Here is a 24,200-nt window from a genome sequence, read left to right on the forward strand (position 1 = left end):
AGGTCACGAAGTTCAGAGGGCGCTCTGCGGGAGGTGCACCAGCTGCACGCCGCCCTCGGCGATCGCGGCCCGGATGCTCGAGGCGATGTCCTCGCGGCGCTCCACCCGGCGCCCGGTCGCGCCGAAGGCCGTGGCGAGCGCCGCCCAGTCGGGCTGCACCAGATCGACGCCGATGGGGGTCATGCCCCGATCGACCTCGTTCTGACGGATCTCGGCGTACCCGCCGTTGTCGACGCACACGATCGTGACGTCGAGACGCTGCTCGACCGCGGTGACCAGCTCGTTCACGCAGAACATCAGCGCGCCGTCGCCGATCACCGTGACGACCGGATGCTCCGTCTGCGCGACTCTGGCGCCGATCGCCGCCGGGAGGCCGTAGCCGAGCGTCGCATAGGTGGGCGTGTAGAGCAGCGAGTGCGGATGGGCCGACTGCAGCACGCTGCCGAGGGCCAGATAGACGATCTGGGACGAGTCGCCCGCGACGATCGCATCCTCGGGAAGGGCGTCGGCGATGATCTCGGCCAGGGCGACCGCCTCGGGCGCGGTCTCGCGCATCTCGGCGGCGATCGCGCTCCGCTCGGCGGTGAGGTCGCGCGGCGGGCGGGTTTCGTCAGGGACGACGGCCAGCAGCGCCTCCACGACGGCAGCCGCGTCGCCCGTGATGCCCACCGTCGCGGCGAGGTTCTTGTCGTGCTGCGTCGGCGAGATGTCGACACGGATCACGGATCCGCGGGCTTCGAGCCGCGGCGCCCACAGCTCGGCCTCACCGAGCTTCGAGCCGACGACGAGCAACACGTCGGCGTCCTCCGCGACGGCGCGGGCCGCGGCGAGGCGCAGATTCGAGCCGAGCGAGAGCGCGTGCTGCTCATCGACCACGCCCTTGCCGTTCAGGGTGGTGAGCACCGGAGCGCCGAGTCGCTCGGCGAGGGTCGTGACCTCGTGCGCAGCATCCACCGCTCCCCCACCGGCGACGATCACCGGGGTCTTCGCGGCGACGAGCAGACGTGCCGCCTCGGCGAGCGCTGCCGGCTCCCCGGACGCGCGGGCCGGGACCGGACGAGGCCGGCGCGCCTCGGCGGAGACGTCGGCCGGCGCCTCCAGCACGTCGAGGGGGATCTCGATGTGCACGGGCCGGGGACGCCCGGTGCGGAACAGGGCGAACGCGTCGTGCACCGCATCCACCGCCTCGGCGGCACTGGTCACCCGACGCGACCACTCGGCGATCGCGCCGACCATGGCCGTGGCATCCTTCGTCTCATGGAGCGTGCCGACGTCGGCGAACTCGGCGCCGAGCGGCACTCCCGGGGAGAGGACGATGAGGGGTCGCGATTCGCAGAACGCGGTGCCGATCGCGCTCATGGCGTTCTGCAGGCCGGGACCGGACGTGGTGATGACCACGCCGGGGAGTCCGGTCTGCTGTGCCCAGCCGTCGGCCCCGTAGCCGGAGCCCTGCTCGTGACGGTTCGTGACGGCACGGATCCCGAGCTCGGCGAGCGGCCGGTACAGCTCGAGGTTGTGGGTGCCGGGGATGCCGAAGATCGCGGTCACACCGTAGGCGCGGATCGTCTCCAGGATCGCCCGGCCCGCGGTGTCGGCGTACTGCTCGGCCGTCGTGGTGTCGGAGTTCATCGGATCATCCTCACACCCGATGACGACGAACGCCGTCGACCCAGGTCTCGCGCACGGTGATCGCCGAGATCTCCTCGGCCGGAACGGACAGCGGATCGCCGGACAGCACCGCGAAGTCGGCGTACTTCCCGACTTCGAGGGAGCCCAGATCGTCGTCGCGGCCGATCGACGCGGCGCCCTCGATCGTGTGGGCGCGCAGGGCGGCGAGCGCGGAGATCCGCAGGTCATCCGGTCCGAGGGTGTGTCCGCGCCGGGTGACGCGGGTGACGGCGGTCTGGATGGCCTCGAGCGGGATCGGCTCCGCGACCGGCGCATCCGAGGAGATCGTGATCGGCACGCCGGCCCGTTCGAACTCCCCGAGCGGGTTGAAGCGCTCACCCGGGGTGCCGATCGCCTCCTCGACACCCTCGCCCCAGTTGAAGTAGTGCTGCGTCTGGTTGACCGGACGGATGCCCGAGGCCGCCATCCGCTCGATCTGCTCGGGAGTCGGCAGACCGCAGTGCTCGATGCGGTGCCGGGCATCGGCATCCGGATGCTCGGCGAGCGCGGACTCGATCGCCGACACGACCATCTCGATCGCGGTGGGCGACTGCGCGTGCGTGGCCGTCTGCAGGCCCGCGGCGTGCGCCTTGCGGATGAGCCCGGCGTACTCGGCAGGCTCGTGGTACAACTGCCCGGTGCGGCAGGGGTCACCCACGTAGCCGTCCGGGAAGTACGCGGTCCAGCCGCCCAGCGTCCCGTCGGCGTAGAACTTGATGCCCGCGAAGCTCAGGTGCGCGTTGCCGAACTGACCGACGAGTCCCATCTCGAGCGCCTCGTCGAGCAGGTGCGACAGCAGGTACATCGACACCCGCAGCTCGAGGCGCCCGGCCTCGGCGAGACGCAGGTACATGTCGAACTCGCGGCGCGTGACCTGACAGTCGCCGATCGAGGTGACACCGCCGGCGAGGAAGCGCTGCGTCGCGGCATCCAGCTGGCGCAGGTGCTCCTCCGGCTCATCCGCGAGGTGGAAGTTCGGGCCGTGGTGGCCGATCTTCACGCCGTGCACGCCCGTGAGGATGTTGCAGGCGGCGTCCGACAGCTCACCCGTCAGCTCGCCCTCCGCGTCGCGGAAGAACTCGCCGCCGTCGGGGTTCGGGGTGTCCCGGTCCACGCCGCCCGCCTGCAGGGTGTACGAGTTCACGACGCCGCCGTGGCCGGACGCGTTCATGAGATACACCTCGCGATCGCTCGCGACCTCATCGAGCTCGAAGCGGGTGGGGTGCCGCTTCTCCGCCAGGTTCCGCTGCTCGTAGCCGTAGCCGCGTACCGGCCGCCCGGCGGGCAGGTCGGAGGCCGCCGCCTTCAGCAGTGCCACGATCTCGGGGATGCTGCCGGCCTTCTCGGGTCCGCAGTCGACCCAGGTCATCATCTGCCCGAACATGAGCGGATGCGCGTGGGCGTCGACGAACCCGGGGACCACGACCGCGTCACCGAGGTCGATGCGCTCCGGGGAGAGCCCTGCCCGTTCGACCGCCGCCTCGCACTCCGCGGGGGTGCCGATCGCGAGGATCCGTCCCCGGTCGGTCAGCATGGCCGTGACCGTGGTGGCTGCGGCATCCGCGGTGTGGATCGCCTGCGCCGTCAGGAGGACGGGTGTCTCCTGCGCGGAGCGGTCGAAGGGGGTGAGCTTTCTCATGGCAGCCTGTTCGCGGTCGTGTCGGTGCGGGCGGTGAAGGAGGCGGTGACGGGGGCCTCGTCGGAGTGCTGCGGCGCGAGACGCGTGCAGACACCGGCGATGAGAGCCATGCCGATGAACATCGCGATGACCGACCAGATGCTGCCCGTCCAGGCGATGAGCTGGGTCGCGAACCACGGGGAGAACCCGGCCCAGACCGCCGCGCCGACGCCGTAGGACAGCGCGATCGAGGTGTAGCGGGCCTGCGGACGGAACATCTGCGAGAGCAGCGCGGCGATCGGCGCGTAGGTGGCGCTCATCGCGATGCGCACCAGGGAGGCGAACAGGAAGATGAGCGGTTCGACTCGGCCGGGCAGGATCAGCAGGAACGGCACGAAGGTGAGCACCGAGGTGAGCAGGCCGAGGTACATGACGTTCTTCCGGCCCCACTTGTCGCCCAGCCAGGCGACGGGAAGCGTCACCACGAACTCCACGAAGGAGGCGATGGTCATGGCGTCGAGGATGACCTGCTCGCTGATCGCGACCGTGTCGCCGGTGGCGTACGCCGTGGCGAAGGTGGTGGCCAGGTAGTAGCCGCCGGTCGAGATGGGCAGGATGCCGATGCCGAGGAGGATCGGGCGCCAGTTGGTGCGCAGCGCGAAGGCGAGCGGCATCGACTGCTTGCGGCCCTCGATCTTCGCCTCGAAGACCGGGGACTCCTCGACGCGGTAGCGCACCCAGAACCCGACGCCGACCAGCACGATCGAGAGCAGGAAGGGGATGCGCCATCCGCCGTTGATGATGAAGTCGTCGCCCATGCGCGTCATGACGGCGAAGATTCCCGACGCCAGCAGCGCACCGGCCGGGTTGCCGAGCTGCGTGAAGCCGCCGTAGAAGGTCTTGGACTTCTCGGGGGCGTGCTCGACGCTCATGAGCACCGCGCCGCCCCACTCGCCGCCGACCGCGAGGCCCTGCACCGCACGGAGCAGGATCAGGAGGATCGGGGCGAGGATGCCGATGTTCTCGTAGGTCGGCAGGCAGCCCACGAGCACCGTGGCCGCGCCCATCATCAGCAGCGTGATGACGAGCGACACCCGGCGTCCGAGCTTGTCGCCGATGTGGCCGAAGATGATGCCGCCGAGGGGGCGGACGAGGAAGGCGACCGCGAAGGTCGCGAAGGCCGCTGCGGTCTCGGCGAGTCGGTCGCCGCTCGGGAAGAAGAGGGGACCGAAGACGAGCGCCGCGGCGGTCGCGTAGACGTAGAAGTCGTACCACTCGATCGTGGTGCCGACGAAAGCGGCGATGCCGGCGCGTCGTGCCCGGCTGTGGGTACCGGTGCTGGGTGTGGAGGTCATGAGGGTGCCCGCTCCTTTGCGGAAGATGTCGGATAGCGAAGGATGCTACGGACGTGCGGAGCCGTCGGCAAGGTCAGAACTCCAGCGAGAATGAGCATTCACTGGATTTCTGATCATGAAACCATGCAATGCTTCCCTTCTCGACGGCACAAGCGCTTCTAGACTGAACAAGCGCGCGACGATCCGTGCGTTCGCGGGAATCTGACGAATCGAGGGCGACCATGGATTTCGACGCCGAACTCATCCGCGCGCTGCAGGAAGACGGTCGCGCCAGCATCCTCTCACTCGCCGAGAGGCTCGGACAGTCGCGGGCGGCGGTCGCGGCGCGGTTGCGGACGATGCTCGCCGACCGCACGGTCCGGGTCGTCGCGGCCGTCGATCCGGTCTTCCTCGGGCAGCACGTGCTCGCCCACGTCTCCCTCCGCACCGACGGCACGGTCGAACACGTCGCCGAGCACCTGCGCGATATGAGCGAGACCGTGCTGGTCTCGGCGGTCGGGGGCTCGCACGACGTGGTCACCGAGGTGCGCGTCGGGTCGATGTCGGAGCTGCACGATCTGCTCGCGCTCATCCGTGCGATCGACGGCGTGCACGACATCAGCACCATCATCTACTCGACCGTGATCAAGGGCTTCTTCGTCTCCGAATACCACGGTGACGTCACCCTCGACCTGATCGACGAAGCCCTGATCGAGCGACTCCAGGCGGACGGACGGGAGAGTTTCCGCGCCCTGGGTGAGGAGGTGCGCCTCTCCCCCTCGGCCGTCGCCACCCGGGTGCAGCGACTGATCGACGCTGGGGTCATCAAGATCAGCGCGGTCGAGGCACGCGGGCTCGCGCATCGGCAGCTGTCGATGGGAGTCGGGATGACACTCGGCGACGACGACGGGGTCGTGATCCACGAGCTCCGGCGCGGACGCGGGGTGGACTTCGCCGCACGAACGCTCGGGCGGTTCGATGCGGTCGCGACGCTGGTCGAGCCCTCGGCGGGCGCGCTGTATGCGAGCCTCGAACGCCTGCGCGCTCTGCCCGGCGTCACGCGGATCGAAGCCTGGCTCCACCTGGCGGTCCTGAAGGAGGACTACGCCCGTACGCTCCGCCCCCTCCGTACGGACTGAGCCCCCTCCGCGCGGCCCCCGCACCGGTGCGGGCTCGAAAACGCGCCGCTGCGGGCCGTCGGAGGCGCACTTCTGATCCCGCACCGGGCGTGTCGACGCGGCGCGCCGTCACCGGACGTTCACCGGGGGCCGCCAGACTTCCCCCATGAGCGAACCCGAATCTCGCCCTGGCATCCCCGAGCCCGCAGCGACCGCCAACAGTGGTGCCGTCGCCGTCGTCGGCCTCGATCTGCGCGGCGAGACCCCCGCCCCCAGGAAGCAGGTCTACTCGTGGGCGCTGTGGGACTGGGCGACGCAACCGTTCAACACCGTCATCCTGACGTTCGTCTTCACCGCGCTCTACCTGGTCAGCGAATCCTTCCTCCCCGCCGACATCGCAGCTCTGAGCGAAGACGATCCGGCCCGGCTCGCGGCGGAGGCGGACCTCGCATCCGGGCTCGGCCTCGGATCCACCATCGCGGCCTTCGGCATCCTGCTCCTCGCGCCGGTGCTCGGACAGCGCGCCGATGCCGCGGGTCGGCAGAAGCTCTGGCTCGGGATCGGCACCGGCGCCCTGATCCTGTGCATGCTGGGACTGTGGTTCGTGGAGCCGGCCCCGAGTCTGTTCTGGCTGGGCGTCGCGCTCATCTCGGCGGCGACCGTGTTCCAGGAGATCGCGGCGGTGAACTCCAACGCGATGCTCATCGGCATCGCCACCCCTCGGAACGTCGGCCGCATCTCCGGTCTCGGATGGGGCTTCGGTTATCTCGGCGGCATCATCGCCCTGGTGATCGTCGTGGTGCTGGACACCTTCGACTGGTTCGGGATGTCCACCGACAACGGACTCGCCTACCGGTTGATCGCGGTCGGGTGCGCGGTGTGGGCGATCATCTTCAGCATCCCGATCTTCCTCAACGTGCCGGAGCCCTCGCTCGGACGCCCGGAGCGCAGGGTCGGCTTCTTCGCCTCCTACCCTCTCCTGATCAAGGACGTCGCCGGGCTCTACCGCAACGAGGAGACCCGGCCCACCTTCTGGTATCTGCTGGCGAGCGCGGTGTTCCGTGACGGACTCGGCGGCGTCTTCGCCTTCGGTGCGATCATCGGGACGGCCGTCTTCAACTTCGGCACGCAGGACATCATCATCTTCGGCATCGCGGCGAACCTGATCGCCGGAGTCTCGACGATCGCCGCAGGACGACTCGACGATCGACTCGGACCGAAGCGGATCATCCTCGCCTCGATCGGCTCGATGATCGTCGCGGGGCTCGCAGTGTTCTTCCTGCGGGACGCCGGGTCGATGGTGTTCTGGGTCGGTGGCCTCATCCTGTGCGCATTCGTCGGACCAGCTCAGGCAGCGGCCCGGTCGTTCCTGGCGAGGGTCACCCCGGCCGGCCGCGAGGGCGAGATCTTCGGCCTGTACGCCACGACGGGCCGCGCGGCGAGCTGGATGGCCTCCGGCGCCTGGACCCTGCTGATCGTGCTGACGAGTCAGACCGCCTTCGGCATCCTGGGCATCGTGATCGTGCTGCTCGCCGGCTTCCTCCTGCTGCTGCCGGTGAAGGCGCCGCGCTGACGGCAAGCCCCCGTTCACAACTCCGGACAAACGGGCCGAAACCGCACCTTCAGGGGCGTTCAGACGGCGGGTCGCCGGCTTCTTCCTGAGTTGTGCACGGATCGTCGGTCGGGACCGTCGGTCAGATTCGCGTCGGCCTGACGGTGTCAGCGCTGCCAGTTGTCGGCGAGCTTGTTCAACAGCCGGGCGAGTTCGACGCGCTCCTCGTCGGTGAACGAGGTGAGCGCGGTCGTCAGCATCTCGCGACGCTCACCGCGCATGCCGCGGGCGAGGCGGCGGCCTTCGTCGGTCAGTGCGATACGCGTGCGCCGCGCATCGTCGGGGTCGGCCTCGCGACGCACATAGCCGCGCTCGACGCCTTGCTGGACGAGCCGTGACGCTCGCGGCTGATCGACGCCGATCGCGGCACCGAGGTCGCTCACGCTGAGGGGAGTCGCCGCCGCGGCCAGCGCCTCCAGCATCCGCATGCGGGCAGGACCACCGAGGCGCCCGGACGGGTCGGCCATCCACGGCGGCATGCCCGGATGGCCGCGGTGGTGATCGAAGTGGTCGTGCACGTCGTCGCCGTGAGTCCCCTGCGGTCCGCCGTGCCGACCGTGGGGACCGCCTCTCCCGCCGTGCCCCCGATCGCCCGGACGACGTCCTCGTAGGCGGGACAGCGCCTGCGCGATGGCTTCGGCCGGATCCGATTCCGCGGATTCGTTCTTGTCGGTGGTCACGCTCTGATTTTACATGCGACTTGACATGCATCGTTACTGCATGTCACACTACATGTACATGCACTGTGACATACACATGCACCCCGACAATGAAGGACTTTCCATGAACACCTCTGAATCACAGAACCCTGAAAACACCAGCCGCCCCTTCGGCTACTGGCTGAAGGCCGCCGATCGCCTCATGGCGGCCGAGTTCGCCACCGCCTTCGACCGCGAGCACGCGAACCGCCGCGACTGGCGGATGCTCAATACGGTCGACGGCACCGTCGCCCTGGATCGCCCACTCAAGGCGCACAAGCTGCGCGACCTGATCGAGCGCGGCTGGATCGCCGCCGACGGCGAGGACTGGACGCTCACCGACGAAGGCCGCGCGGCGAAGGATCGCCTCGGCACCATCGTCGACGAGATCCGCGCGAAGGTCGCCGATGCCGTATCCCCCGAGGACATGGCCACCACCCTCGCGTCGCTGGAGAAGATCGCGCGCGCGTTCGGCGGGGACGAGGAGACCCCTCTGCCCCGCGGACGTCGGCACGGCTTCGGCGCCCCCCGGCATGGTCGCGGAGCCCGGCACGGCTTCGGACGCCCGTTCCGCCGGGGCTTCGGCCCGGGTATGGACGCCGAGTACGGATGCCGTCACGACGACGGCCACGGCGAACGGCACGCCCACGCGCAGAGCCACGGCCACGGACACGGCCACACGCACGGCCACGGACACGGACACCCCCGCGCCGGACGGATGGCGCAGCACGCGTTCGAACGCGGCTTCGAGGCGGGCTTCACCCGCGGTCGCGACGCCTGACGCTCCGGCCACCATCGACGAGACGCCTCATCCGACAGCGGGTGAGGCGTCTCGTGCGCCTGGGGTCGGCGTCTGGGGCCGGCGTCAGAGGTCGAGGAGCGCCACCGCGGACTCCGCCGCGCCGGCAGCACGGAGGCGAGCGCGGATCGCGGCGGCCGCAAGCGCGTAGGGGCGCTCATCGTCCATCAGCAGCGAGCGCGCATTGGCCTCCTCGTTCAGAGCGACCAGTTCGAACGCGAGAACCTCCGCGTCGGCATTGATCTCCCCCACGGCGACCGCGTGGCGGATCTGAGCTTCGATGTAGCCGTACCAGTCGACCAGTGCCGCACGCACCGCATCACGCACGGGTCCGGACTTCGAGTCGACGTCGGCCGCCGTGGCAGCGAAGAAGCACCCGCCGGTGAAGACCCGATCCTTCGAGTACGCGAGGGAGTTGCGCAACAGCGCGGCGAGGCGGTGGACACCCCGCGGATGCTCCCGGGCGGGCTCGACGATCTGCGCGGTGAAGATCTCCCGCGCGGCCTCGACCGTGGCGAGCTGCAGGCCCTCCTTGCTCCGGAAGAGCGTGGCGATGCTGCTCTTGCTCGACCCGGAGGCTTCGGCGAGCCGCCCGATGGTCAGCCCGTCCAGCCCCTCGACGGAGGCGAGATCGGTCGCACTGTCCAGCACGATGCGGCGCGAGGCATCACCACGTGCTCGCCGCCCGTCCTGCACCGCATGAATCGACACGTCCCTAGTATACGAACGATCGTTCGCCTAGTATACGTATGATCGTTCGTATTGTTTGGCGAAGGAGTCCCCATGCCGTCCCTCCCCGCACTGCTCACCCGCAGCATCCACGCCGCCGCCCACGTCTCACCCGCGCTCGCGGGCGACCTCGCCTACCGCCTCTTCTTCACCACCTCCCCGCGGATGCCGGTGCGCGAGGCCGATGCCCCGACACTCGACGACGCGCGCCGCGGGACCCTGCACGTGCGAGGCATCGAGGTGCCCACCTACGAGTGGGGCGGCGGCCCTCACGCGGTGCTGCTCCTGCACGGATGGCGCGGCCGAGCCTCGCAGTTCGCCCCGCTCGTGCGCGAACTGGTCGCGGAGGGGTTCCGCGTGATCGCGTTCGACGCACCCGCGCACGGCGCCTCCGGCGGCGGTCGCACCGATGTGCGTGACTGGGTGGACGCCGCCGAGCAGCTGCACGCCGCGCACGGACCCTTCGCCGCAATCGTCGGGCACTCGTTCGGCGCCTTCGCCGCGTTGACCGTGGCCCGGTCGACCGTGCCGACCGGCGCCGTCGCCGCGATCGCCGGTGCGGCCGGCCCCGACGCCTTCCTCGCGGAGTTCGCGAGAGAGTTCCGCCTCGATCCCGCGACGACCGCGAGGCTCACGGAGCGATTCCATCGTCGGCTCGGTCTGGACCGGGCCACGGTCTCGGCGCGCTACGACGCCGCGCGGCATCCGCTTCCGACGGAGACCGCACTGCTGGTCGTGCACGATCGCGATGACCGACGGATGCCGGATTCCGACTCCCTGCGTCTGCACGAGGCCCACGGCGAGCGCTCCCGCCTGCTCCGCACCGAAGGGCTCGGTCACACCCGCGTGCTGTCGGCGGATGCGACCCTCGATGCGGTCGTCGCACTGGTGACGGGCGGACTCGAGGCCGTCGATGCGCTCGGGTCGATCGCACCGGATGAGACTCAGGCCCGTCGACGGACTCCGCGCCGCACCACCGGAAGAACCGCGGCCGCCACGACCACGACGGCGGCAACGAGCACTGCCACGACGAAGCCGCCGGTGACGAGGACGGCGGCGATGGTGCCGAACACCGCGATCCCGAGCCCGCCTCCGAGCGCGAATCCGATTTCCTGAATCGCGCCCACCTGTCCGGCCTGGTCCTCGGTCGTCGCCTCGAACAGCGCCGTCGCGGCGAGTGTCGCACCGACGCCGAACCCGAGACCGACGAGCACGAGCGGGATCGCCACGACGGCCGGGTCGAGCGCGAGCCACCCCAGCCCCACGGCCTGCAGGACGAGCGCCAGCACCGTGAGGGAGTTCGCCGACAGCACGCGCAGCGCCAGCGGCGCCAGCACGCCCCCGATCGCGATGGCCGCGGCCTGGGGCAGCAGGGCGATGCCCGCCTCGGCCGCACTCTGCCCGCGGGTGTCCTGCAGGTGCAGACTCACCAACAGCACGGAGGCCGCCGACGCGCCGCTGCTCACGACGATGCGGATGATCGCAGGGCTGAAGCCCGGGATCCGGAAGAGTCCCATGTCGATGAGCGGATCGCGGAGCCGACGCTGCCGACGCACGAAGAAGATCAGGCTCGACGTCGCGATGAGGGCTGCGATCCCGGCCGAGAAGGGCGCGGCGAGGGCCTCGTGGAGCGCGAAGACGAGAGCGCCGAGCGCGAGGATCGAGGACAAGATAGTCGGCACGTCCCAGGAGGGCAGCAGGGCACTGCGTGAGTCCGGAACGAGCCACAGGGCCAGCACTCCGGCGATCACCGCGAGCGGAACACTGCCCAGCATCAGCCATCGCCATCCCGGGCCTTCGGCCAGCAGCCCGCCGAGCACCGGACCGAGTGCGCTTCCCGTGCCGAAGGTCGCCGTCCACAGCCCGTAGGCGAGAACGCGCTCGCGCGCCTGGAACTTGGCACCGATCGTCGAGACCACTCCCGCGACGACGAAGGCCTCCGCGACCCCCAGCAGAGCACGGACGACGATGAGCAGCAGGCCGCTCGTGGCCATCCCACCCACGGCGTTGAGCGCGGCGAAGGCCGCCAAGCCGATCAGGACGATGCTCTTGCGTCCGAACGCGTCACCGATCCGGGAGGCGAGGATCAGTGTCGCCGCCAGAGAGAGGGCGTACACGTCGACGAGCCAGAGTCCCTCGATATCGGTCAGTCCCAGGTCACCCCGGATCGCGGGGAGGGCGGTGGAGACACTGCTGATCGCGAGAGCGCCGATGAGGATCCCGAGCAGGAGCGGGACCATCGCGAGCCAGAGGCGGACGGATGAGCGGGACGGGACACGGATGGGGGTTGTGGTCACACCATCAGTCTGCAAAGGTACACACAGGAGCCACAAGTACGGTCATTTCTGATACGTACGGACATTTTGGATACTGTGGAGGGCCGACAGGTGAGAGAGAAGACGGAACGGATCGTCCGCGAGTGGACCGAATCGTGCGACGCCGAGGTGTCGATCGCGGTGCTCGGGGGCGCCTGGAAGCCCAGCATCCTCACCCTCCTCGGCGAACATGAGGTGCTTCGCTTCGGCGAACTCGGACGGCTGCTGCAGGATCCGACCCCGCGCGTGCTCACGCGTCAACTGCGCGAGCTCGAGGCCGACGGCCTCATCACCCGGACCATCTATCGCCAGGTGCCCCCGAAGGTCGAATATCGACTGAGTGAACTGGGTGCGAGCGCCGGGCAGCTGCTGACCGAGCTCACCCGCTGGGGGACTCTCTACGCAGGACGACAGCGCACGGCGGTGGACGCATGATCACGTGTGTCGTGACGTACACGATCGATCCGAAGAAGATCGACGCCTTCGAGTCGTTCGCGCGCGCGTGGATCGAGCTCGTGGGACGCCACGGGGGTGTCCACCACGGCTACTTCCTCCCGTCCGAGGGAGCGAGCGACGAGGCCCTCGCCCTGTTCACCTTCCCCTCCTTCGCCGACTACGAGGTGTACCGGGCGAGGTTCGGGGTCGATCCGGAGTTCATCGAGGCCGACCGTATCCGGGATGAGAGCGGCTGCGTGCTGCGCTACGAGCGCACGTTCATGCGCCCCCTGCTGCCCTCCGACCTCTGACGTCCGAGCTCTGACGTCCGGGCTCTCACGTCCGGGCTCTGACCTCCGGCCTCCGGCCTCCGACGAGGCTCAGATGCGGCGCGGGCCAGGGCCGTCGTCGGCGAGCGCGTCTTCGGGGTTCAGCAACCGGCAGGCCTTGAGCGACAGGCACCCGCAGCCGATGCAGCCGGTGATCTCGCGACGGAGGTGCTCGAGCTGGGTGCGACGGATGTCGAGCTGCTCACGCCACAGCCTTGCGACCCGCTGCCAGTCCCGCTGAGAGGGCGACTCATCGGCAGGCAGGCTCTGGAAGACCTCGTGCACATCGGTGAGGGGGATACCGAGGCGTTTCGCGACCACGATCAACGAGATCCGCCGCAGCATGTGCCGCCTGTATCGGCGTTGATTCCCTGCGGTCCGGGTCGACGAGATCAGCCCCAGTTGCTCGTAGAAGTGCAGGGAGGTCGCCGGGACGCCGGTGCGCCGGACGACCTCGCCGATGGCGAGCAGATCGTCGGGTTCCAAAGACATCGCCGCCTCCTCTTGACCTCGAGTTTACTCGAGGTATTAGCGTGACGATCGGCCGCCGAGAACCGGCGCCGACGGGCGAGACCAGCGCCCGCTCCGACGCCACGAAGGGCAGCCGATGACTCAGACACCGCACCGCACGCACCCCGCCGGAAGCTGGCGCGAACTGCTCGGCAGCCGCTACGCGCCGATCGCCTCCGTGCTCGCGGGAGGCGTGCTCCTCGAGGCGAGCAACGTCTATCTCACGACGAGCCTGCTCCCCACGATCGTCGGGGACATCGGTGGCGCGGAGTTCTACGCCTGGACGATGACGACCTTCCTGCTGGCTTCCGTGGTCAGCTCGATGATGGTCAGCCGAATCCTCACGCAACGGGGTGCGGTGCAGGCCTACCTGTGGGCACTCGGCCTGTTCGGACTCGGCTCGCTGCTCTGCGCCGCGAGTCCGTGGATGTGGGCACTGCTCGGCGGTCGGGCCGTTCAGGGCCTCGGCGGCGGTCTGCTCGCCGGACTCGGCTATGCACTCATCCAGCGCACCCTCCCCGAGCGCCTCTGGGCACGGGCCGCCGCCCTCGTGTCGGCCATGTGGGGCGTCGGCAACATCGTCGGCCCGGTGGTGGGAGGCGTCTTCGCGCAGCTGGACGCCTGGCGCGTGACGTTCATCGGATTGGCCGTCGTCTCGGCACTGATCGGCATCGTCGTCGTGCGCGCCCTGCCGCAGACGACTCGGATGCGATCGAGCGAGTCCGTCCCGTGGACATCCCTCGTGCTCCTCGCCGGTGGCGTCGCCGCCGTGGGTGTCGCGAGCATCGTCCCCGCCGGCTTCGGCACGGGAGTCGCCATCGTCGTCGGTGTCGTCCTCGGTGCGTGGTTCCTTCGTCACGAGCGGCGAGGGGGCAACGGCATCCTGCCGCGCGTCACGTTCGCCGCGGGGTCCTCACTCGGATGGGTGTACATCACCGTCGCCGTCCTGGCCTTCGCGATCGGCACCGAGGCGTTCATCCCACTGTTCGGGCAGGAGATCGGCGGGCTGATGCCCTTCGTCGCCGGCCTGCTCGGCGCCGCGCTCTCGCTCGGGTGGTCGGTCACGCAGGTGTTCACGGCCAATGCCACCGGCGTCCGCTCCCGTCGCCTGCTCATCACCATCGGCCCGGTGACGGTCGCCGCCGGCCTCACCGGCTATGGACTCCTCCAGCACGAGGGCCCGTCCGCGCTCGTCATCGCGCTCTGGTTCGCCACTCTCTTCCTCGCCGGTGCCGGCATCGGCCTGGGATTCCCCCATCTGACCGTCGCCGCGCTCGGCAGCACGCCCGGCGAGGAGGAAGGTGCCAAGGCAGCCGCAGCCGTGAACACGGTCTTCATCATCGCGAGCGCGTTCAGTGCGGCGATGGCCGGAGTGCTCGTCAACCTCGCGATGCCCGACGTCGTCGACGCGGCCCGACTCCTGATGCTGGTCTTCGCCGGAGTCACTCTTCTCGGCGCATTCGTCGCCAGAGGGGCGAGCTGGGGCATCGGCGAAGACACCGACGTCGACAACCGCACCGACACCGACACCAACACCAACACCAACGAATTGGAAACGCCATGATCCCCTTCGGACCCCAGCTCATCGGCCAGACGGAGAAGGCGCTGAGCGCGCTCCTGCAGACCGTCCTCACCCCTCACGACCTCAGCGAACGCGAGTGGGTCTCGCTGAGGCTCACCGCACAGTTCGACGGCGCCGGGGAGCTCGACGCCTTCCTGGCCGATCGTCTCCCCGCCACGGAGGTCGGACCGATCCTCACGGACCTGCGCCACCGTGGACTCCTCGCCGGCTCCGCGCTCACCCCGACAGGCGAGGCACGGGTCGCCGAGATCGGCCGGGAGATCGCAGACCTGACGGGGCCCCTGTGGGCGGACCTCGACCCGCACGAGACCGACGCCGCGGCCGCGGTCCTGAACCGCGTCCTCGACAAGGCACGCCTCCTGCTCCTGCGGGGCGCCACGGCGGGCTGAGCCCTTCGGGACACCCGGAGCCGGAGCCCGAGTCGGAGCGGTTCGGCATCGGACGTAGGCTGGATCGGTGGCGGAATCCCGGGGAAGAGTATGGACCGGCGTCCTCCGCGTCGAACCGCACCGCGGTGATCACCGAGTGGCGCTCCGCGCGGCGATCAGCGTGGCGGCGCCGTTGCTCGTGCTGTGGATGCTGGGCCGCCTCGACCTGAGCATCTACGCGAGCTTCGGCGCCTTCGCCGCGCTGTACGGGCGCCATGACGTGTTCCGCGATCGCATCCGGATGCAGGCGAGCGCCGGGGGCATCATCCTCGCCTCGATGCTCGTCGGCACCGCCCTGTCGGTTCTCGCCGTCCCCGCCCCGGTCAGCATCCTCGTCGTCGCCGTCATCGCCTCCGCCGTCACCCTGCTCGCCTACACGATGCGGTGGCACCCGCCGGGGCCGCTGTTCCCGGTGTTCGCGGTCGGGGCGTGCGCGACCATCCCGGCCACCATCGCCTCGTTCGGCGATGTGCTGTTGGTCGGCGGACCGAGCGTCCTGTTCGGACTCTCGATCACCGCGCTCATCGGCGTCTTCACGCGCCGCACGGACGACGTGCCGCCGAAGACCCTGCAGCCCGTGGGACCGATCGCCCGAGAGATGGCTTTGTCGGTCGGCGTCGCCATCATCGGGGCAGGTTTCGCCGGACTGCTGATCATGGACTCGCACTGGTACTGGGCGGCCGTCGGCGCGGTCGCCGCCGTCAGCGGGCCGCAACTCAACGCCCGCGTGATCCGCGGTATCCAACGTCTGCTCGGGACGTTGCTCGGCGTGCTCGTCGCGGCCGGGATCCTCGTCTTCGACCTGCCGCCGCTCGCGGTCATCGCCCTCGTGGTGCTGCTGCAGGCCGCCGCCGAACTCTTCGTCGGACGCAACTACGGCATCGCGATGGTGTTCATCACACCGCTCGCGCTGCTCATGGTGCACCTCGCCGCCCCGACGCCCGTCGACGTGCTCCTGCAGGATCGCGCGATCGAGACGATCATCGGGGTGACCGTCGGCACGCTCGTCGCCGTCGCTTCGGCCGCGTTGCGCCGGCGACCGCGGAAGACGCGGGTCTGAGCGACCTCAGAGCCGCAGGGCGACGGCGAGCGACACCGCACTGTCGCTGCTCGCCCAGGGGAAGCTCACGGTGTTGAGCAGGAACACCACGAGCCCGATCGCGGCGATCAGGAGCACGAACAGGAAGACGAAGATCGCCACCGTGAGGCCGCCGTAACCACCGGAGGTCGGAACCTCCGGCGCGACCGACGGCTGTGCCCAGTCGTCGGCGACCGCGGCGGGAGGCTCACCATCGAGGATCGCGGGAGTCGGGCGCGGGCGGTCCGAGCGACGGCGCGTCTCGGCCGGAGGCGGCGGGATCACCGCGTCCGCCGGCGGGATCGCTGCGGACGAGGGCGGGGCCAGCAGACCGTCCGGGATCGGGATCTCGGGCGGGGGCGGCGGGATCACCGCATCCGCGGGCGGAATCAGCGGCTCCTCGGGAACCCCGCCCTCCTCAGGCTCGATCGGTTCTTCCGGGGTGGTGCCGCTGATGTCGCTCATCTCAGCCTCCGACTGCTCCGACGTCGGTCACGCCGACGTCCGTTCGATGGAAGTTCTGGAACGACCGGGAGGCCGTCGGTCCGCGCTGCCCCTGATAGCGGTTGCCGTAGGGGCCGGACCCGTAGGGGCTTTCCGCAGGTGAGGTCAGCCGGAAGAAGCAGAGCTGCCCGATCTTCATCCCCGGCCACAGCTTGATCGGCAGGGTCGCGACGTTCGCGAGCTCCAGCGTCACGTGACCGGTGAACCCCGGGTCGATGAAACCGGCCGTCGAGTGCGTGATGAGCCCGAGTCGCCCGAGCGAGGACTTGCCCTCGAGACGGGCGGCGATGTCATCCGGGAGGGTGACCTGCTCGAACGTCGCGCCGAGTGCGAACTCGCCGGGGTGCAGGATGAACGGCTCCTCGGGATCGACCTCGATCAGACGCGTGAGCTCCGGCTGATCGACCGACGGGTCGATGAACGGGTACTTGTGGTTGTCGAACAGCCGGAAGTAGCGGTCCAGACGCACGTCGATGCTCGACGGCTGGATCATCCCCTCTTCGCGCGGCTCGAGGCCGACGCGGCCGGATGCGAGTTCTGCTCTGATGTCGCGATCGCTGAGAAGCACGGCACCAGCCTAGTTGCCAGGTCGCGACCGTGCCGCGTTGCTTTGGCCATCGGGCGGCGTGCAGGTAGGCTGGCCTTCACCTGCTCCTCGGATGCGGGTACGGGGCTGTAGTTCAATGGTAGAACTTCTGCTTCCCAAGCAGACAGCGCGGGTTCGATTCCCGTCAGCCCCTCCACATCAGGAAACCCAGGTGAGTAGGCCTTTCTTGCGTCTACCCCAACGCCCCGGGAAGTGACCGCGCAGCGCTGTCATGCCATAGACGTGCCAGTAGTCGTCTACAAGACGCATTGCGTCGCTATTGTGGGTGCTGATTCCATAGAGCAAGGGAGCCCGCGTGGCCACGGTTATTGCGATGTTCAACAACAAGGGTGGCGTCAGCAAGACGACGACGACCTTCAACCTCGGCTGGATGCTGGCGGAGCGCGGGCACAAGGTGGTTATGGTCGATGCGGATCCTCAATGCAACCTCACCGGGATGGTCTTGGATCTGAGCACTGAGGGTTCCCTTGACCGCTTCTACGTCGACAACCCCGGGCGAAACCTTCGCGACGCTCTCGAACCTGCCTTTGCTTCGCGCCCGCGAGCGATCCAGGCGGTGGATTGCATGCCAGTGGAGGGCCGCGAGAATCTGTACCTACTCCCAGGCCATGTCGGCCTCGCTGAGGATGAGGTGTCCCTCGGAATTGCGCAGCAACTGTCGGAGACCTTGCAGCCGCTGAAGAACCTCCCGGGCAGTTTCCGCTACTTGTTCGATGTGACGGCGGCCGAGTACGACGCCGACTACGTGATCGTGGACCTCAGCCCGGGCCTTGGCGCGATCAACCAGAATCTTGTTGCGACGTCTGATTTCTTCATCATGCCCGCCAGCCCCGACGTCTTCTCGCTCATGGCGATTGAATCGCTGTCGCGTGTCATCCCCCGTTGGAAGAAGTGGGCCACGGGCGCAGCAGCACTCGACGCCCTCCGCACCGCGGACTACCCCTTTCCTGAGCCGGACCTCAAGTTCCTGGGCACCATCGTTCAGCGATATCGACTGCGAGGTGGAACTGCGACAGAGGGATTCCAGGAGTACTTCTCTGCACTCGACAACGCCATCGATACGATCCTCATCCCCGCCCTCAAGGACGCCGACCTCCTCCTGCCCGACGCGAAGTACGACGAAGCAGGCATGGAGGGGTCGTATCGTCTGGCAAGCATTCCAGACTTCAATTCCCTGATTGCCGACTCGCAACGCGTGCGCAAGCCCGTGTTCGCATTGAGCAAGGCCGACACCGGCAAACAAGGGTTCGTGTGGGAACGCCAGGCGGAAAGCGTCGAGAAGTTCAGAGCCATCTTTGCGGGGATGGCGGAGCGGATCGAGACATTGACGAGCGCATGAGCACCCTGAGGCTCACGCACGCGATGGACGACTTGGATCGCGCCCGCGACCTAGTCGGGCTTGGTCAAGCCATGAGCACGCTGACCGTAGGTAGGGTCAGCGCCGATGATGTGTATCGTGCCGCACTTGTTCAGGCCGTTTCCGCTCTCGACCACTACTTCCACGGAGTCGTTATCGATCGCGCGGTAGGCATGATCTGCGGGCGCATCTCGACTACGGGAAGCGAGAGCATGAAAGTCGGCCTTTCCTTTGAGTCCGTGCGTGAGATTGTGCACGCGCTCACTCCAGTTGACCAAGAAATCGCGGCGCGCAAACACGCCGCGTCACGCTTGGCCCGAGAGACCCTTCAAAGCCCTGACAGCATCGCGAGCGCCCTATCCTTTGTTGGGGTGCCCGGCATCTGGCCGCTGGCATTCAACAAGAGCGCAGGAGCGTGGAAAGCCACCCTCGGCACCATCGTCACTCGACGCAATCGAATCGTCCATCAGTCGGACGGCGATCCTTTGAACCCAGGTGTGCCAACTCCGATCACCCCGACGGACGCGCTCGACGCTATCGGGTCAGTTCGAACGGTCATCGCAACATTCGATCCGCACCTCTGACCGACTCGACCCTGACTGCTCCGACCAAGTCCATACGCTCCGCGAGCACTGCGTTCCGCTCCTCCGCGGCGTGCTGATAGATCAGGGCCGCGCGTGCGGTCCGATGGCCAGCGCGCGCCATGAGTTCGCGCGTCGTACCGCCGGCCTGAGCGGCCAGCGTGAGCCCGGCATGCCGGAGGTCATGCACGTGGAACTGACCTAGCCCGATGCCGCGAGCCGCTTTCCGCCAGGCATGGCTGAGGGCGTTTCCCGTGATGGCCTCCCCGTCCCGCCGGGGGAACATGGGGGACTTCGGGAATCCGGTGGTGCTGGCCAGATGAGCCTCAACCTCCGCGGCGATGCTCGGCGGGAGCACCACCGTGCGGGCCTCCCCCGTCTTCGTGGGAGTGATGATGCCCTGACCTCGGACGTAGATTCGCTGGCGCTCGACTCGTACGGCCCCGTTGGAGTAGTCGCCGCGCTGGAGCGCTTCCAACTCCCCGACCCGTAGGTGTGCTCCGAAGGCCACGCGGATCGGCAGGTGCCACTTCTCCGGCATGGCCCCGACGATGGCGGCCAGGTGTTCCGGCGACAGGTACGGGCGCTCCGGGTCGTTGACCTGCCCGGCCCCTTCGATCTGGCAGGGGTTCTCGCTGATGAGGCGGTCCTTCACCGCGGCGTTCAGGATCGTGCGGAGGAGGCTGTACGCCTGACGGAGGCGGGCCTCTCCAGTGGCCCCGGGCCGGTTCTTGACGGCCTTCTGGAGCGTCTTCCGTGTGCGGGTGTACCAGGCGCGCACGTCCGCGGGCGTGATGGCGGAGAGGGCGCGGTCGTGGAGTCCGGCGAGGGGCCCGGCCAGCAGGTCTTCGTAGAGCGCCTGGGTCTTGGCGGCGAGGCGTCCACGAGTGCCACCGTTGGCCACCCACTCCGCGGCGTAGGGGCCGAAGGGCTGAAGTCCGGCGCGGTGGTCCCGGTAGGTGCCGCGCATTCGGTCCGCGCGGACTCCGGCGATGTGGTCCTGGGCCTCCCGCTTCGTGGGGAACGTGGCGGGCGCGTTCATCGGCCGCCCGGCGGGGTCCGGGTAACGGGCTTGCCAGCGCCCGGAGGGGAGTTGCCGGACGCTCCCGAATGCCTGGCGGTTCGTCTTCTGGCGGCTCATTGTCCGCTCCTCTCCCGGCGCACCGCGCCGCGCATCCATCCGTTCTCAGGGACGCGGTAGGTGCCCAGCGCGTCCGCGGCCGCAAGCATTGCCGGGCTCGGGTTGCGTCGCGCGGCGGCCTCCGCGTCGAAGTCCGGCAGGCGCCCGAAGCCGTCACGCATCTGGCGCACAGCATCCTGGAGCGCCTTCTCGCCGTAGCGACGCACCTGCCGCTCAACCGCGGAGACCTCTGCCACGCGCCGTCGGGCCACGTCGATCAGGTGCGCGTACCGCTCCCAGGCGTGGCGCACGTCCGCCAGGGCCTCGGCGGCCTCTCGGAACCGGGCCATGCCCTCGGCCTCCGGCATGGCCTCCACGCCGCCCACGATGGCGTCGGTGCGTGGCACGGTGCTCCCACCCAGGCTCACGGCCTCGGTGGTGCTAGTGAGGTCCGCCACGGTGCACGAGAGGACATGCGCCACGGCCACCAGGTCGGATGCGCTGACGGGCTTCTCGCCGCGCTCCACCTGCCAGACGACCTGCCGGGACCATCCGGCTCCGACGAGTTCCCGCACCTGCTGGCCGAAGTCCGTCTGGCTGATGCTCCGCAGTTGCCGGACCTCCGCGATGCGCCGCCCAATGTGCGCGTCCAATGTTGTCACTTTCACAACAGCCTCCTTCCACAGACAACATAACACCATACGGTCGAAACAACACCAGGACCGCACGGAGCGGCACCCGAGGACGGACACCAGGAGGGCCACATGAGCACCGACAGCACCACGACGGAGGCACCGCTGACCATCGCGGACCTCCAGGACCGCGCCACCTGCACCATCGAAGAGGCCGGGCGTGTGCTGGGCATCGGCCGCTGGGCCGCTTACCGCGCCGCCACCCGCGGGGAGATTCCGACGCTGGCCCTGGGCCGCCGCAAGGTCGTCCCTGTCCCTGCACTCCTCCGCCTCCTGGGCGCGACCGAGGAGGAGTGACCGTGGCTCTCGCAGGTTGCGAGCCCACGACGCGGGCCCGCACGTATGGCGGGGTGCACCAGGCGCTGAGGCGGTTCCGGGGCTCCGCAGTCGGCAAGCCGTGCGCCGCACGCTGTGGCCGCCTCGCGGATGGCTGGGGCCTCATCGGTCACCCCACCCACATCGGCCCGCACCCCGACCATGGCCGCACGGTGCGCTGGAGCGTCCGCATCTTCACGGACTACGCCCCGCTGTGCTCCTCGTGCAACAACCTCCGCGACCACGGCGGCTCCTGGACGTTCTGTGCCCACGGACACTCCAGGCTGGCGTTCGGCCGGAGCGGCGGCAAGTGCCGCGGGTGCCGCCGGGATGCTGAGCGCCGCCGGACGGCCGCGAGACGCACCGCAGGGCCCGCCGCACCGGCTGGCACGTCTGAGGCCGCCGACGGGGCGGTGAGCGCTCCGTGAGCCGCGTTGACGGATTCGCCCGCGTACCGGACTGGGTGACCCGCCACGCGCGACCCGCCCTTGGCATGAGCCCCGCGGACATCGCCGCCTACGTGGTGCTGGTCAGCCGGTCCAACGCCCAGGGTCTCACTCGGCCGTCCTACCCGCTCATCGCATGGGAGGCCGGGATGAGCGAGACGACCGCGGCGGCCGCCGTGAAGCGCCTCCTCCGCTGGGGCCTGGTGGAGGTCGTGGAGCCCGGGCGACAGAACCACGCGACGGTGTATCGGCTGGTGGACCGTCCGGACCTGCCGCCCCTGCCAGAGCGGCCACGGTCGAAGTCCGAGCGCCGGGCCCGCACCCGCCGCTCCCAGACTCCCGCCTCCTGGGAGTCTGACGATGCGGCGAGCGCTCAGGCTCCCAATTCCCGGGCCCAGGCTCCCAGCACGCGGGTGTCCGGACTACCGGAATCAGGTAGCGAAGTAGACACAGAAGTAGACACAACTCAAGTAGCAGGGGCCCAGCGTGCGCTGGGCGTGAGCGCGGATCGAACACCGGATGCCGGATACCTCGACGCTCCCACCCCTGCACAGGTGACGCTCCTCCAGGACCTCCACCTCCTCAGCGGCCTCGGCATCCCCGAGGCGGACCGGGTGGACGGCTGGACGCGCATGACCTCCCGAGATGCCACCGCCCTCATCGCCCTCTACCGGCGCGACATGGACCGCGGAGGCGGATACGCCGGACCGTGGGCCGGTGACGACGACTACGACGCGCTCAGCGCCGAGGGCCAGCGCTGGGCGGACGCCGCCATGGCCCGGCAGGACCTGATCTGAAGGAGCACACGATGATCACCACCGCCCCCATCGCACACCTGGAGGTCCCGGCGTTGCCGACTCCCGACGTGCCCGCCCTGCCCCAGGACGTTGACCTGACCGAGTACGCCCTCGGGGACACCCCGCGGCGTCGACGCACGTCCAAGCGCATCGAGCGCGCCACCCGCCGCGCCGAGGCGTTCGCTCTCCGCCGCAACGGCGTCTCGACGGCCACCATCGCCCAACACCTGGGCGTTCACCCCCGCACGGTGAGCACCTGGATCAGGGAGGCCATCCAGGCCATCCCCGAGGAGGACGTGGCCGCCATCCGCGCGATGGAACTGGAGCGGCTGGACGCGATCCTGGCCCCGCAGATGCGTCTGGCCCTCGCCGGGGACGGGTATGCGGTGGACCGCGTGCTCCGGATCATGGAGCGGCGCGCACGCCTCCTCGGGCTGGACGATGCCAAGACCGGCGGCTTCGAGCAGGTCGGGGCACTCCTCGACCGCCTGGTGCTCGGGGAGTGAGCGCCGTGGTGTACGTGCCCCCTCGCCAACCTCAGACGCCCCTTCAGCGGGCCAGCGCCCGCAAGAGGCACACCAGCCCCGCCTACGAGCGCACGGTGCGTCTCCTGCCCGCTCAACAGCGGGACGCCATCCAGGCGTACGTGGGGGCGCTCTGCGCGGAGGCCGCCGCTCACCGCAACGAAGCCGCCCGCGCCACCGCCGCCGTCGACGACCTGACCAGCCGCCTCCGGGCGTCCCATGAAGCCCGCACCAGCGGGAACCACCACGAAGGAGAATCACGATGACCCGTACCGACCTCACCACCACCGCTGTGCGCGCCCGCCAGGCGCTCGCCGCCGCCTGGAGTCACCAGGACCCGCACCTGACGCTCGACGGCCTCCGCGCCTACCAGAGCGCGGAAGTCGCCAGCATCCGCGCCACCCTGCACGCCGCCATGCCCGCGGAGCCCACGATGCCGGACCGCGGCACCGTGCTGGACACGCTCCGCCCCAGCACGGCGGACGACCACGCCACCCTCAGCCGGGAGCGGGAGAAGGTCCGCGCCCTCGTCTACGCCGAGCAGGACCCGTCCCAGGGCTTCGAGCGGGAGCCCGGAATGCGCCTCCAGGACGTGATCGCGGCCGCGGACCGCACCCGTCTGGCGGCCATCCTGGACGACCTGGAGGTCATGCCGCACCTGCTGGTGCACGACGACCGGGACCGGCTCATCGCCGCCTACGAGGGCCTGATCTGGAACCGCCTCACCCAGGTAGACCCCGCCGCCCTCGCGGTCGCTGAGGAGGAGCGTGCGGCCGCTGAACCCGCCGCGTGGCGTGCGGTCCTCGGGGACCTGGAGGAGCACGGCGAGGCCACCCAGGAATCACTGGGCCTCCTGCACCGGGCGGACCCGGACGGGTACCGGCTCCTGATGGACGGGGACCGGGTGCACATCGACGTGCCCGGCTCGGACAACGGCATCCGCTACATGCTGGAGGACCTGGAGCGCGCCAGCGCATAGGTGGTTCACCCCACAGACTGGGGCG

Annotated in this window: 27 protein-coding genes, 1 tRNA gene and 1 pseudogene; 18 read left to right on the forward strand and 11 right to left on the reverse strand. The window is 69.4% G+C overall.

All coding sequences use genetic code 11. The annotated features are described in order from the left end of the window. Positions 1 to 12: 12 nt before the first annotated feature. Genes LRQ07_RS16770 through LRQ07_RS16780 form a run of 3 tightly spaced genes read right to left on the reverse strand, consistent with a single transcriptional unit; the run spans position 13 to position 4,641 of the window. Positions 13 to 1,629, reverse strand: a complete 1,617-nt coding sequence (locus LRQ07_RS16770; RefSeq protein WP_256535270.1) for a thiamine pyrophosphate-binding protein — start codon at positions 1,627 to 1,629, stop codon at positions 13 to 15. A gap of 10 nt (positions 1,630 to 1,639) precedes the next feature. Beyond that, positions 1,640 to 3,307, reverse strand: a complete 1,668-nt coding sequence (locus LRQ07_RS16775; protein ID WP_256535271.1) for an amidohydrolase — start codon at positions 3,305 to 3,307, stop codon at positions 1,640 to 1,642. Then, the gene (locus LRQ07_RS16780; RefSeq protein WP_232763932.1) at positions 3,304 to 4,641 is read right to left on the reverse strand and encodes an MFS transporter; all 1,338 of its coding nucleotides are present in this window, start codon (positions 4,639 to 4,641) and stop codon (positions 3,304 to 3,306) included. The genes LRQ07_RS16775 and LRQ07_RS16780 overlap by 4 nt, the downstream gene beginning before the upstream one ends. 221 nt (positions 4,642 to 4,862) lie before the next feature. Between LRQ07_RS16780 and LRQ07_RS16785 the strand changes: the two genes are divergently transcribed. Together LRQ07_RS16785 and LRQ07_RS16790 are read left to right on the forward strand one after the other, a co-directional pair. Further along, entirely contained in the window at positions 4,863 to 5,759 is an 897-nt protein-coding gene (locus LRQ07_RS16785) for an Lrp/AsnC family transcriptional regulator (protein ID WP_256535272.1), read from the forward strand. A 145-nt stretch (positions 5,760 to 5,904) separates the two neighbouring features. Then, positions 5,905 to 7,311, forward strand: coding sequence for an MFS transporter (locus tag LRQ07_RS16790; RefSeq protein ID WP_256535273.1), 1,407 nt, complete (start codon positions 5,905 to 5,907; stop codon positions 7,309 to 7,311). 146 nt (positions 7,312 to 7,457) lie between these two features. Here LRQ07_RS16790 and LRQ07_RS16795 read toward each other — a convergent pair whose 3' ends face one another. Continuing rightward, a complete protein-coding gene (locus LRQ07_RS16795; protein ID WP_256535274.1) occupies positions 7,458 to 8,030 on the reverse strand; it encodes a MarR family winged helix-turn-helix transcriptional regulator in 573 nt (190 codons plus the stop codon). Between the two features lie 103 nt (positions 8,031 to 8,133). Between LRQ07_RS16795 and LRQ07_RS16800 the strand changes: the two genes are divergently transcribed. Next, the gene (locus LRQ07_RS16800; RefSeq protein WP_256535275.1) at positions 8,134 to 8,829 is read left to right on the forward strand and encodes a hypothetical protein; all 696 of its coding nucleotides are present in this window, start codon (positions 8,134 to 8,136) and stop codon (positions 8,827 to 8,829) included. Between the two features lie 84 nt (positions 8,830 to 8,913). Here the strand turns inward: LRQ07_RS16800 and LRQ07_RS16805 are convergent, their stop codons facing one another. Continuing rightward, positions 8,914 to 9,558 carry a TetR/AcrR family transcriptional regulator gene (locus tag LRQ07_RS16805; RefSeq protein WP_256535276.1) on the reverse strand — a complete coding sequence of 215 codons (645 nt, stop codon included), beginning with the start codon at positions 9,556 to 9,558 and terminating at the stop codon, positions 8,914 to 8,916. Positions 9,559 to 9,630: 72 nt separating this feature from the next. On the opposite strand from LRQ07_RS16805, the gene LRQ07_RS16810 reads away from it, so the two are divergent. Next, entirely contained in the window at positions 9,631 to 10,692 is a 1,062-nt protein-coding gene (locus LRQ07_RS16810) for an alpha/beta hydrolase family protein (protein ID WP_256535277.1), read from the forward strand. 23 nt (positions 10,693 to 10,715) lie between these two features. On the opposite strand, the pseudogene LRQ07_RS16815 reads toward LRQ07_RS16810, so the two are convergent. Next, a pseudogene (locus LRQ07_RS16815) lies at positions 10,716 to 11,816 on the reverse strand (MFS transporter); the annotation flags it as partial. Between the two features lie 147 nt (positions 11,817 to 11,963). On the opposite strand from LRQ07_RS16815, the gene LRQ07_RS16820 reads away from it, so the two are divergent. After that, positions 11,964 to 12,326 (forward strand): winged helix-turn-helix transcriptional regulator, encoded by a 363-nt coding sequence (locus tag LRQ07_RS16820; RefSeq protein WP_248539060.1) that lies wholly within the window; start codon positions 11,964 to 11,966, stop codon positions 12,324 to 12,326. Further along, positions 12,323 to 12,637 (forward strand): NIPSNAP family protein, encoded by a 315-nt coding sequence (locus LRQ07_RS16825; protein ID WP_047524237.1) that lies wholly within the window; start codon positions 12,323 to 12,325, stop codon positions 12,635 to 12,637. The genes LRQ07_RS16820 and LRQ07_RS16825 overlap by 4 nt, the downstream gene beginning before the upstream one ends. A gap of 69 nt (positions 12,638 to 12,706) precedes the next feature. On the opposite strand, the gene soxR is transcribed toward LRQ07_RS16825, so the two are convergent. Beyond that, positions 12,707 to 13,147: a redox-sensitive transcriptional activator SoxR gene (gene soxR, locus LRQ07_RS16830; RefSeq protein ID WP_047524236.1), complete on the reverse strand. Its 441-nt coding sequence runs from the start codon at positions 13,145 to 13,147 to the stop codon at positions 12,707 to 12,709. A gap of 115 nt (positions 13,148 to 13,262) precedes the next feature. On the opposite strand from soxR, the gene LRQ07_RS16835 reads away from it, so the two are divergent. The 3 genes from LRQ07_RS16835 (at position 13,263) to LRQ07_RS16845 (ending at position 16,235) form a co-directional block, all read left to right on the forward strand. Next, positions 13,263 to 14,729: an MFS transporter gene (locus LRQ07_RS16835; protein ID WP_256535278.1), complete on the forward strand. Its 1,467-nt coding sequence runs from the start codon at positions 13,263 to 13,265 to the stop codon at positions 14,727 to 14,729. Next, the gene (locus LRQ07_RS16840; RefSeq protein WP_134352455.1) at positions 14,726 to 15,136 is read left to right on the forward strand and encodes a hypothetical protein; all 411 of its coding nucleotides are present in this window, start codon (positions 14,726 to 14,728) and stop codon (positions 15,134 to 15,136) included. The genes LRQ07_RS16835 and LRQ07_RS16840 overlap by 4 nt, the downstream gene beginning before the upstream one ends. Positions 15,137 to 15,203: 67 nt before the next feature. After that, entirely contained in the window at positions 15,204 to 16,235 is a 1,032-nt protein-coding gene (locus tag LRQ07_RS16845) for an FUSC family protein (protein ID WP_256535279.1), read from the forward strand. A 6-nt stretch (positions 16,236 to 16,241) separates the two neighbouring features. Here the strand turns inward: LRQ07_RS16845 and LRQ07_RS16850 are convergent, their stop codons facing one another. Beyond that, the gene (locus LRQ07_RS16850) at positions 16,242 to 16,718 is read right to left on the reverse strand and encodes a hypothetical protein (RefSeq protein WP_256535280.1); all 477 of its coding nucleotides are present in this window, start codon (positions 16,716 to 16,718) and stop codon (positions 16,242 to 16,244) included. A gap of 1 nt (position 16,719) precedes the next feature. Beyond that, positions 16,720 to 17,325 carry a dCTP deaminase gene (dcd, locus tag LRQ07_RS16855; protein WP_047524231.1) on the reverse strand — a complete coding sequence of 202 codons (606 nt, stop codon included), beginning with the start codon at positions 17,323 to 17,325 and terminating at the stop codon, positions 16,720 to 16,722. Positions 17,326 to 17,426: 101 nt separating this feature from the next. On the opposite strand from dcd, the gene LRQ07_RS16860 reads away from it, so the two are divergent. The 3 genes from LRQ07_RS16860 to LRQ07_RS16870 all read left to right on the forward strand — a co-directional run bounded on the left by LRQ07_RS16860 (position 17,427) and on the right by LRQ07_RS16870 (position 19,305). After that, positions 17,427 to 17,500 (forward strand) — tRNA-Gly (locus LRQ07_RS16860). Between the two features lie 159 nt (positions 17,501 to 17,659). Further along, on the forward strand, positions 17,660 to 18,703 hold the full coding sequence (locus LRQ07_RS16865; protein WP_256535281.1) for a ParA family protein: 1,044 nt from the start codon (positions 17,660 to 17,662) through the stop codon (positions 18,701 to 18,703). Between the two features lie 23 nt (positions 18,704 to 18,726). Further along, positions 18,727 to 19,305 carry a hypothetical protein gene (locus LRQ07_RS16870; RefSeq protein ID WP_256535282.1) on the forward strand — a complete coding sequence of 193 codons (579 nt, stop codon included), beginning with the start codon at positions 18,727 to 18,729 and terminating at the stop codon, positions 19,303 to 19,305. Here LRQ07_RS16870 and LRQ07_RS16875 read toward each other — a convergent pair. Together LRQ07_RS16875 and LRQ07_RS16880 are read right to left on the reverse strand one after the other, a co-directional pair. Further along, positions 19,277 to 20,443, reverse strand: a complete 1,167-nt coding sequence (locus tag LRQ07_RS16875) for a tyrosine-type recombinase/integrase (RefSeq protein WP_256535283.1) — start codon at positions 20,441 to 20,443, stop codon at positions 19,277 to 19,279. The genes LRQ07_RS16870 and LRQ07_RS16875 overlap by 29 nt on opposite strands. After that, positions 20,440 to 21,075 (reverse strand): helix-turn-helix domain-containing protein, encoded by a 636-nt coding sequence (locus LRQ07_RS16880; protein WP_256535284.1) that lies wholly within the window; start codon positions 21,073 to 21,075, stop codon positions 20,440 to 20,442. Before LRQ07_RS16880 ends, LRQ07_RS16875 begins: the two co-directional genes overlap by 4 nt. A 111-nt stretch (positions 21,076 to 21,186) precedes the next feature. Here LRQ07_RS16880 and LRQ07_RS16885 point away from each other — a divergent pair, with 111 nt between their 5' ends. Genes LRQ07_RS16885 through LRQ07_RS16910 form a run of 6 tightly spaced genes read left to right on the forward strand, consistent with a single transcriptional unit; the run spans position 21,187 to position 24,175 of the window. After that, on the forward strand, positions 21,187 to 21,411 hold the full coding sequence (locus tag LRQ07_RS16885; RefSeq protein ID WP_256535285.1) for a helix-turn-helix domain-containing protein: 225 nt from the start codon (positions 21,187 to 21,189) through the stop codon (positions 21,409 to 21,411). Between the two features lie 2 nt (positions 21,412 to 21,413). After that, positions 21,414 to 21,857 (forward strand): hypothetical protein, encoded by a 444-nt coding sequence (locus LRQ07_RS16890; protein WP_256535286.1) that lies wholly within the window; start codon positions 21,414 to 21,416, stop codon positions 21,855 to 21,857. Next, a complete protein-coding gene (locus tag LRQ07_RS16895; RefSeq protein WP_256535287.1) occupies positions 21,854 to 22,672 on the forward strand; it encodes a hypothetical protein in 819 nt (272 codons plus the stop codon). Before LRQ07_RS16890 ends, LRQ07_RS16895 begins: the two co-directional genes overlap by 4 nt. An 11-nt stretch (positions 22,673 to 22,683) precedes the next feature. Further along, positions 22,684 to 23,178, forward strand: coding sequence for a helix-turn-helix domain-containing protein (locus LRQ07_RS16900; protein ID WP_256535288.1), 495 nt, complete (start codon positions 22,684 to 22,686; stop codon positions 23,176 to 23,178). Beyond that, positions 23,175 to 23,462 (forward strand): hypothetical protein, encoded by a 288-nt coding sequence (locus LRQ07_RS16905; protein ID WP_256535289.1) that lies wholly within the window; start codon positions 23,175 to 23,177, stop codon positions 23,460 to 23,462. Before LRQ07_RS16900 ends, LRQ07_RS16905 begins: the two co-directional genes overlap by 4 nt. Further along, on the forward strand, positions 23,459 to 24,175 hold the full coding sequence (locus LRQ07_RS16910) for a hypothetical protein (protein ID WP_256535290.1): 717 nt from the start codon (positions 23,459 to 23,461) through the stop codon (positions 24,173 to 24,175). The genes LRQ07_RS16905 and LRQ07_RS16910 overlap by 4 nt, the downstream gene beginning before the upstream one ends. Positions 24,176 to 24,200 lie beyond the last annotated feature (25 nt).

This window comes from Microbacterium sp. J1-1 (assembly GCF_024498615.1).
Lineage (GTDB): Bacteria > Actinomycetota > Actinomycetes > Actinomycetales > Microbacteriaceae > Microbacterium > Microbacterium aurugineum.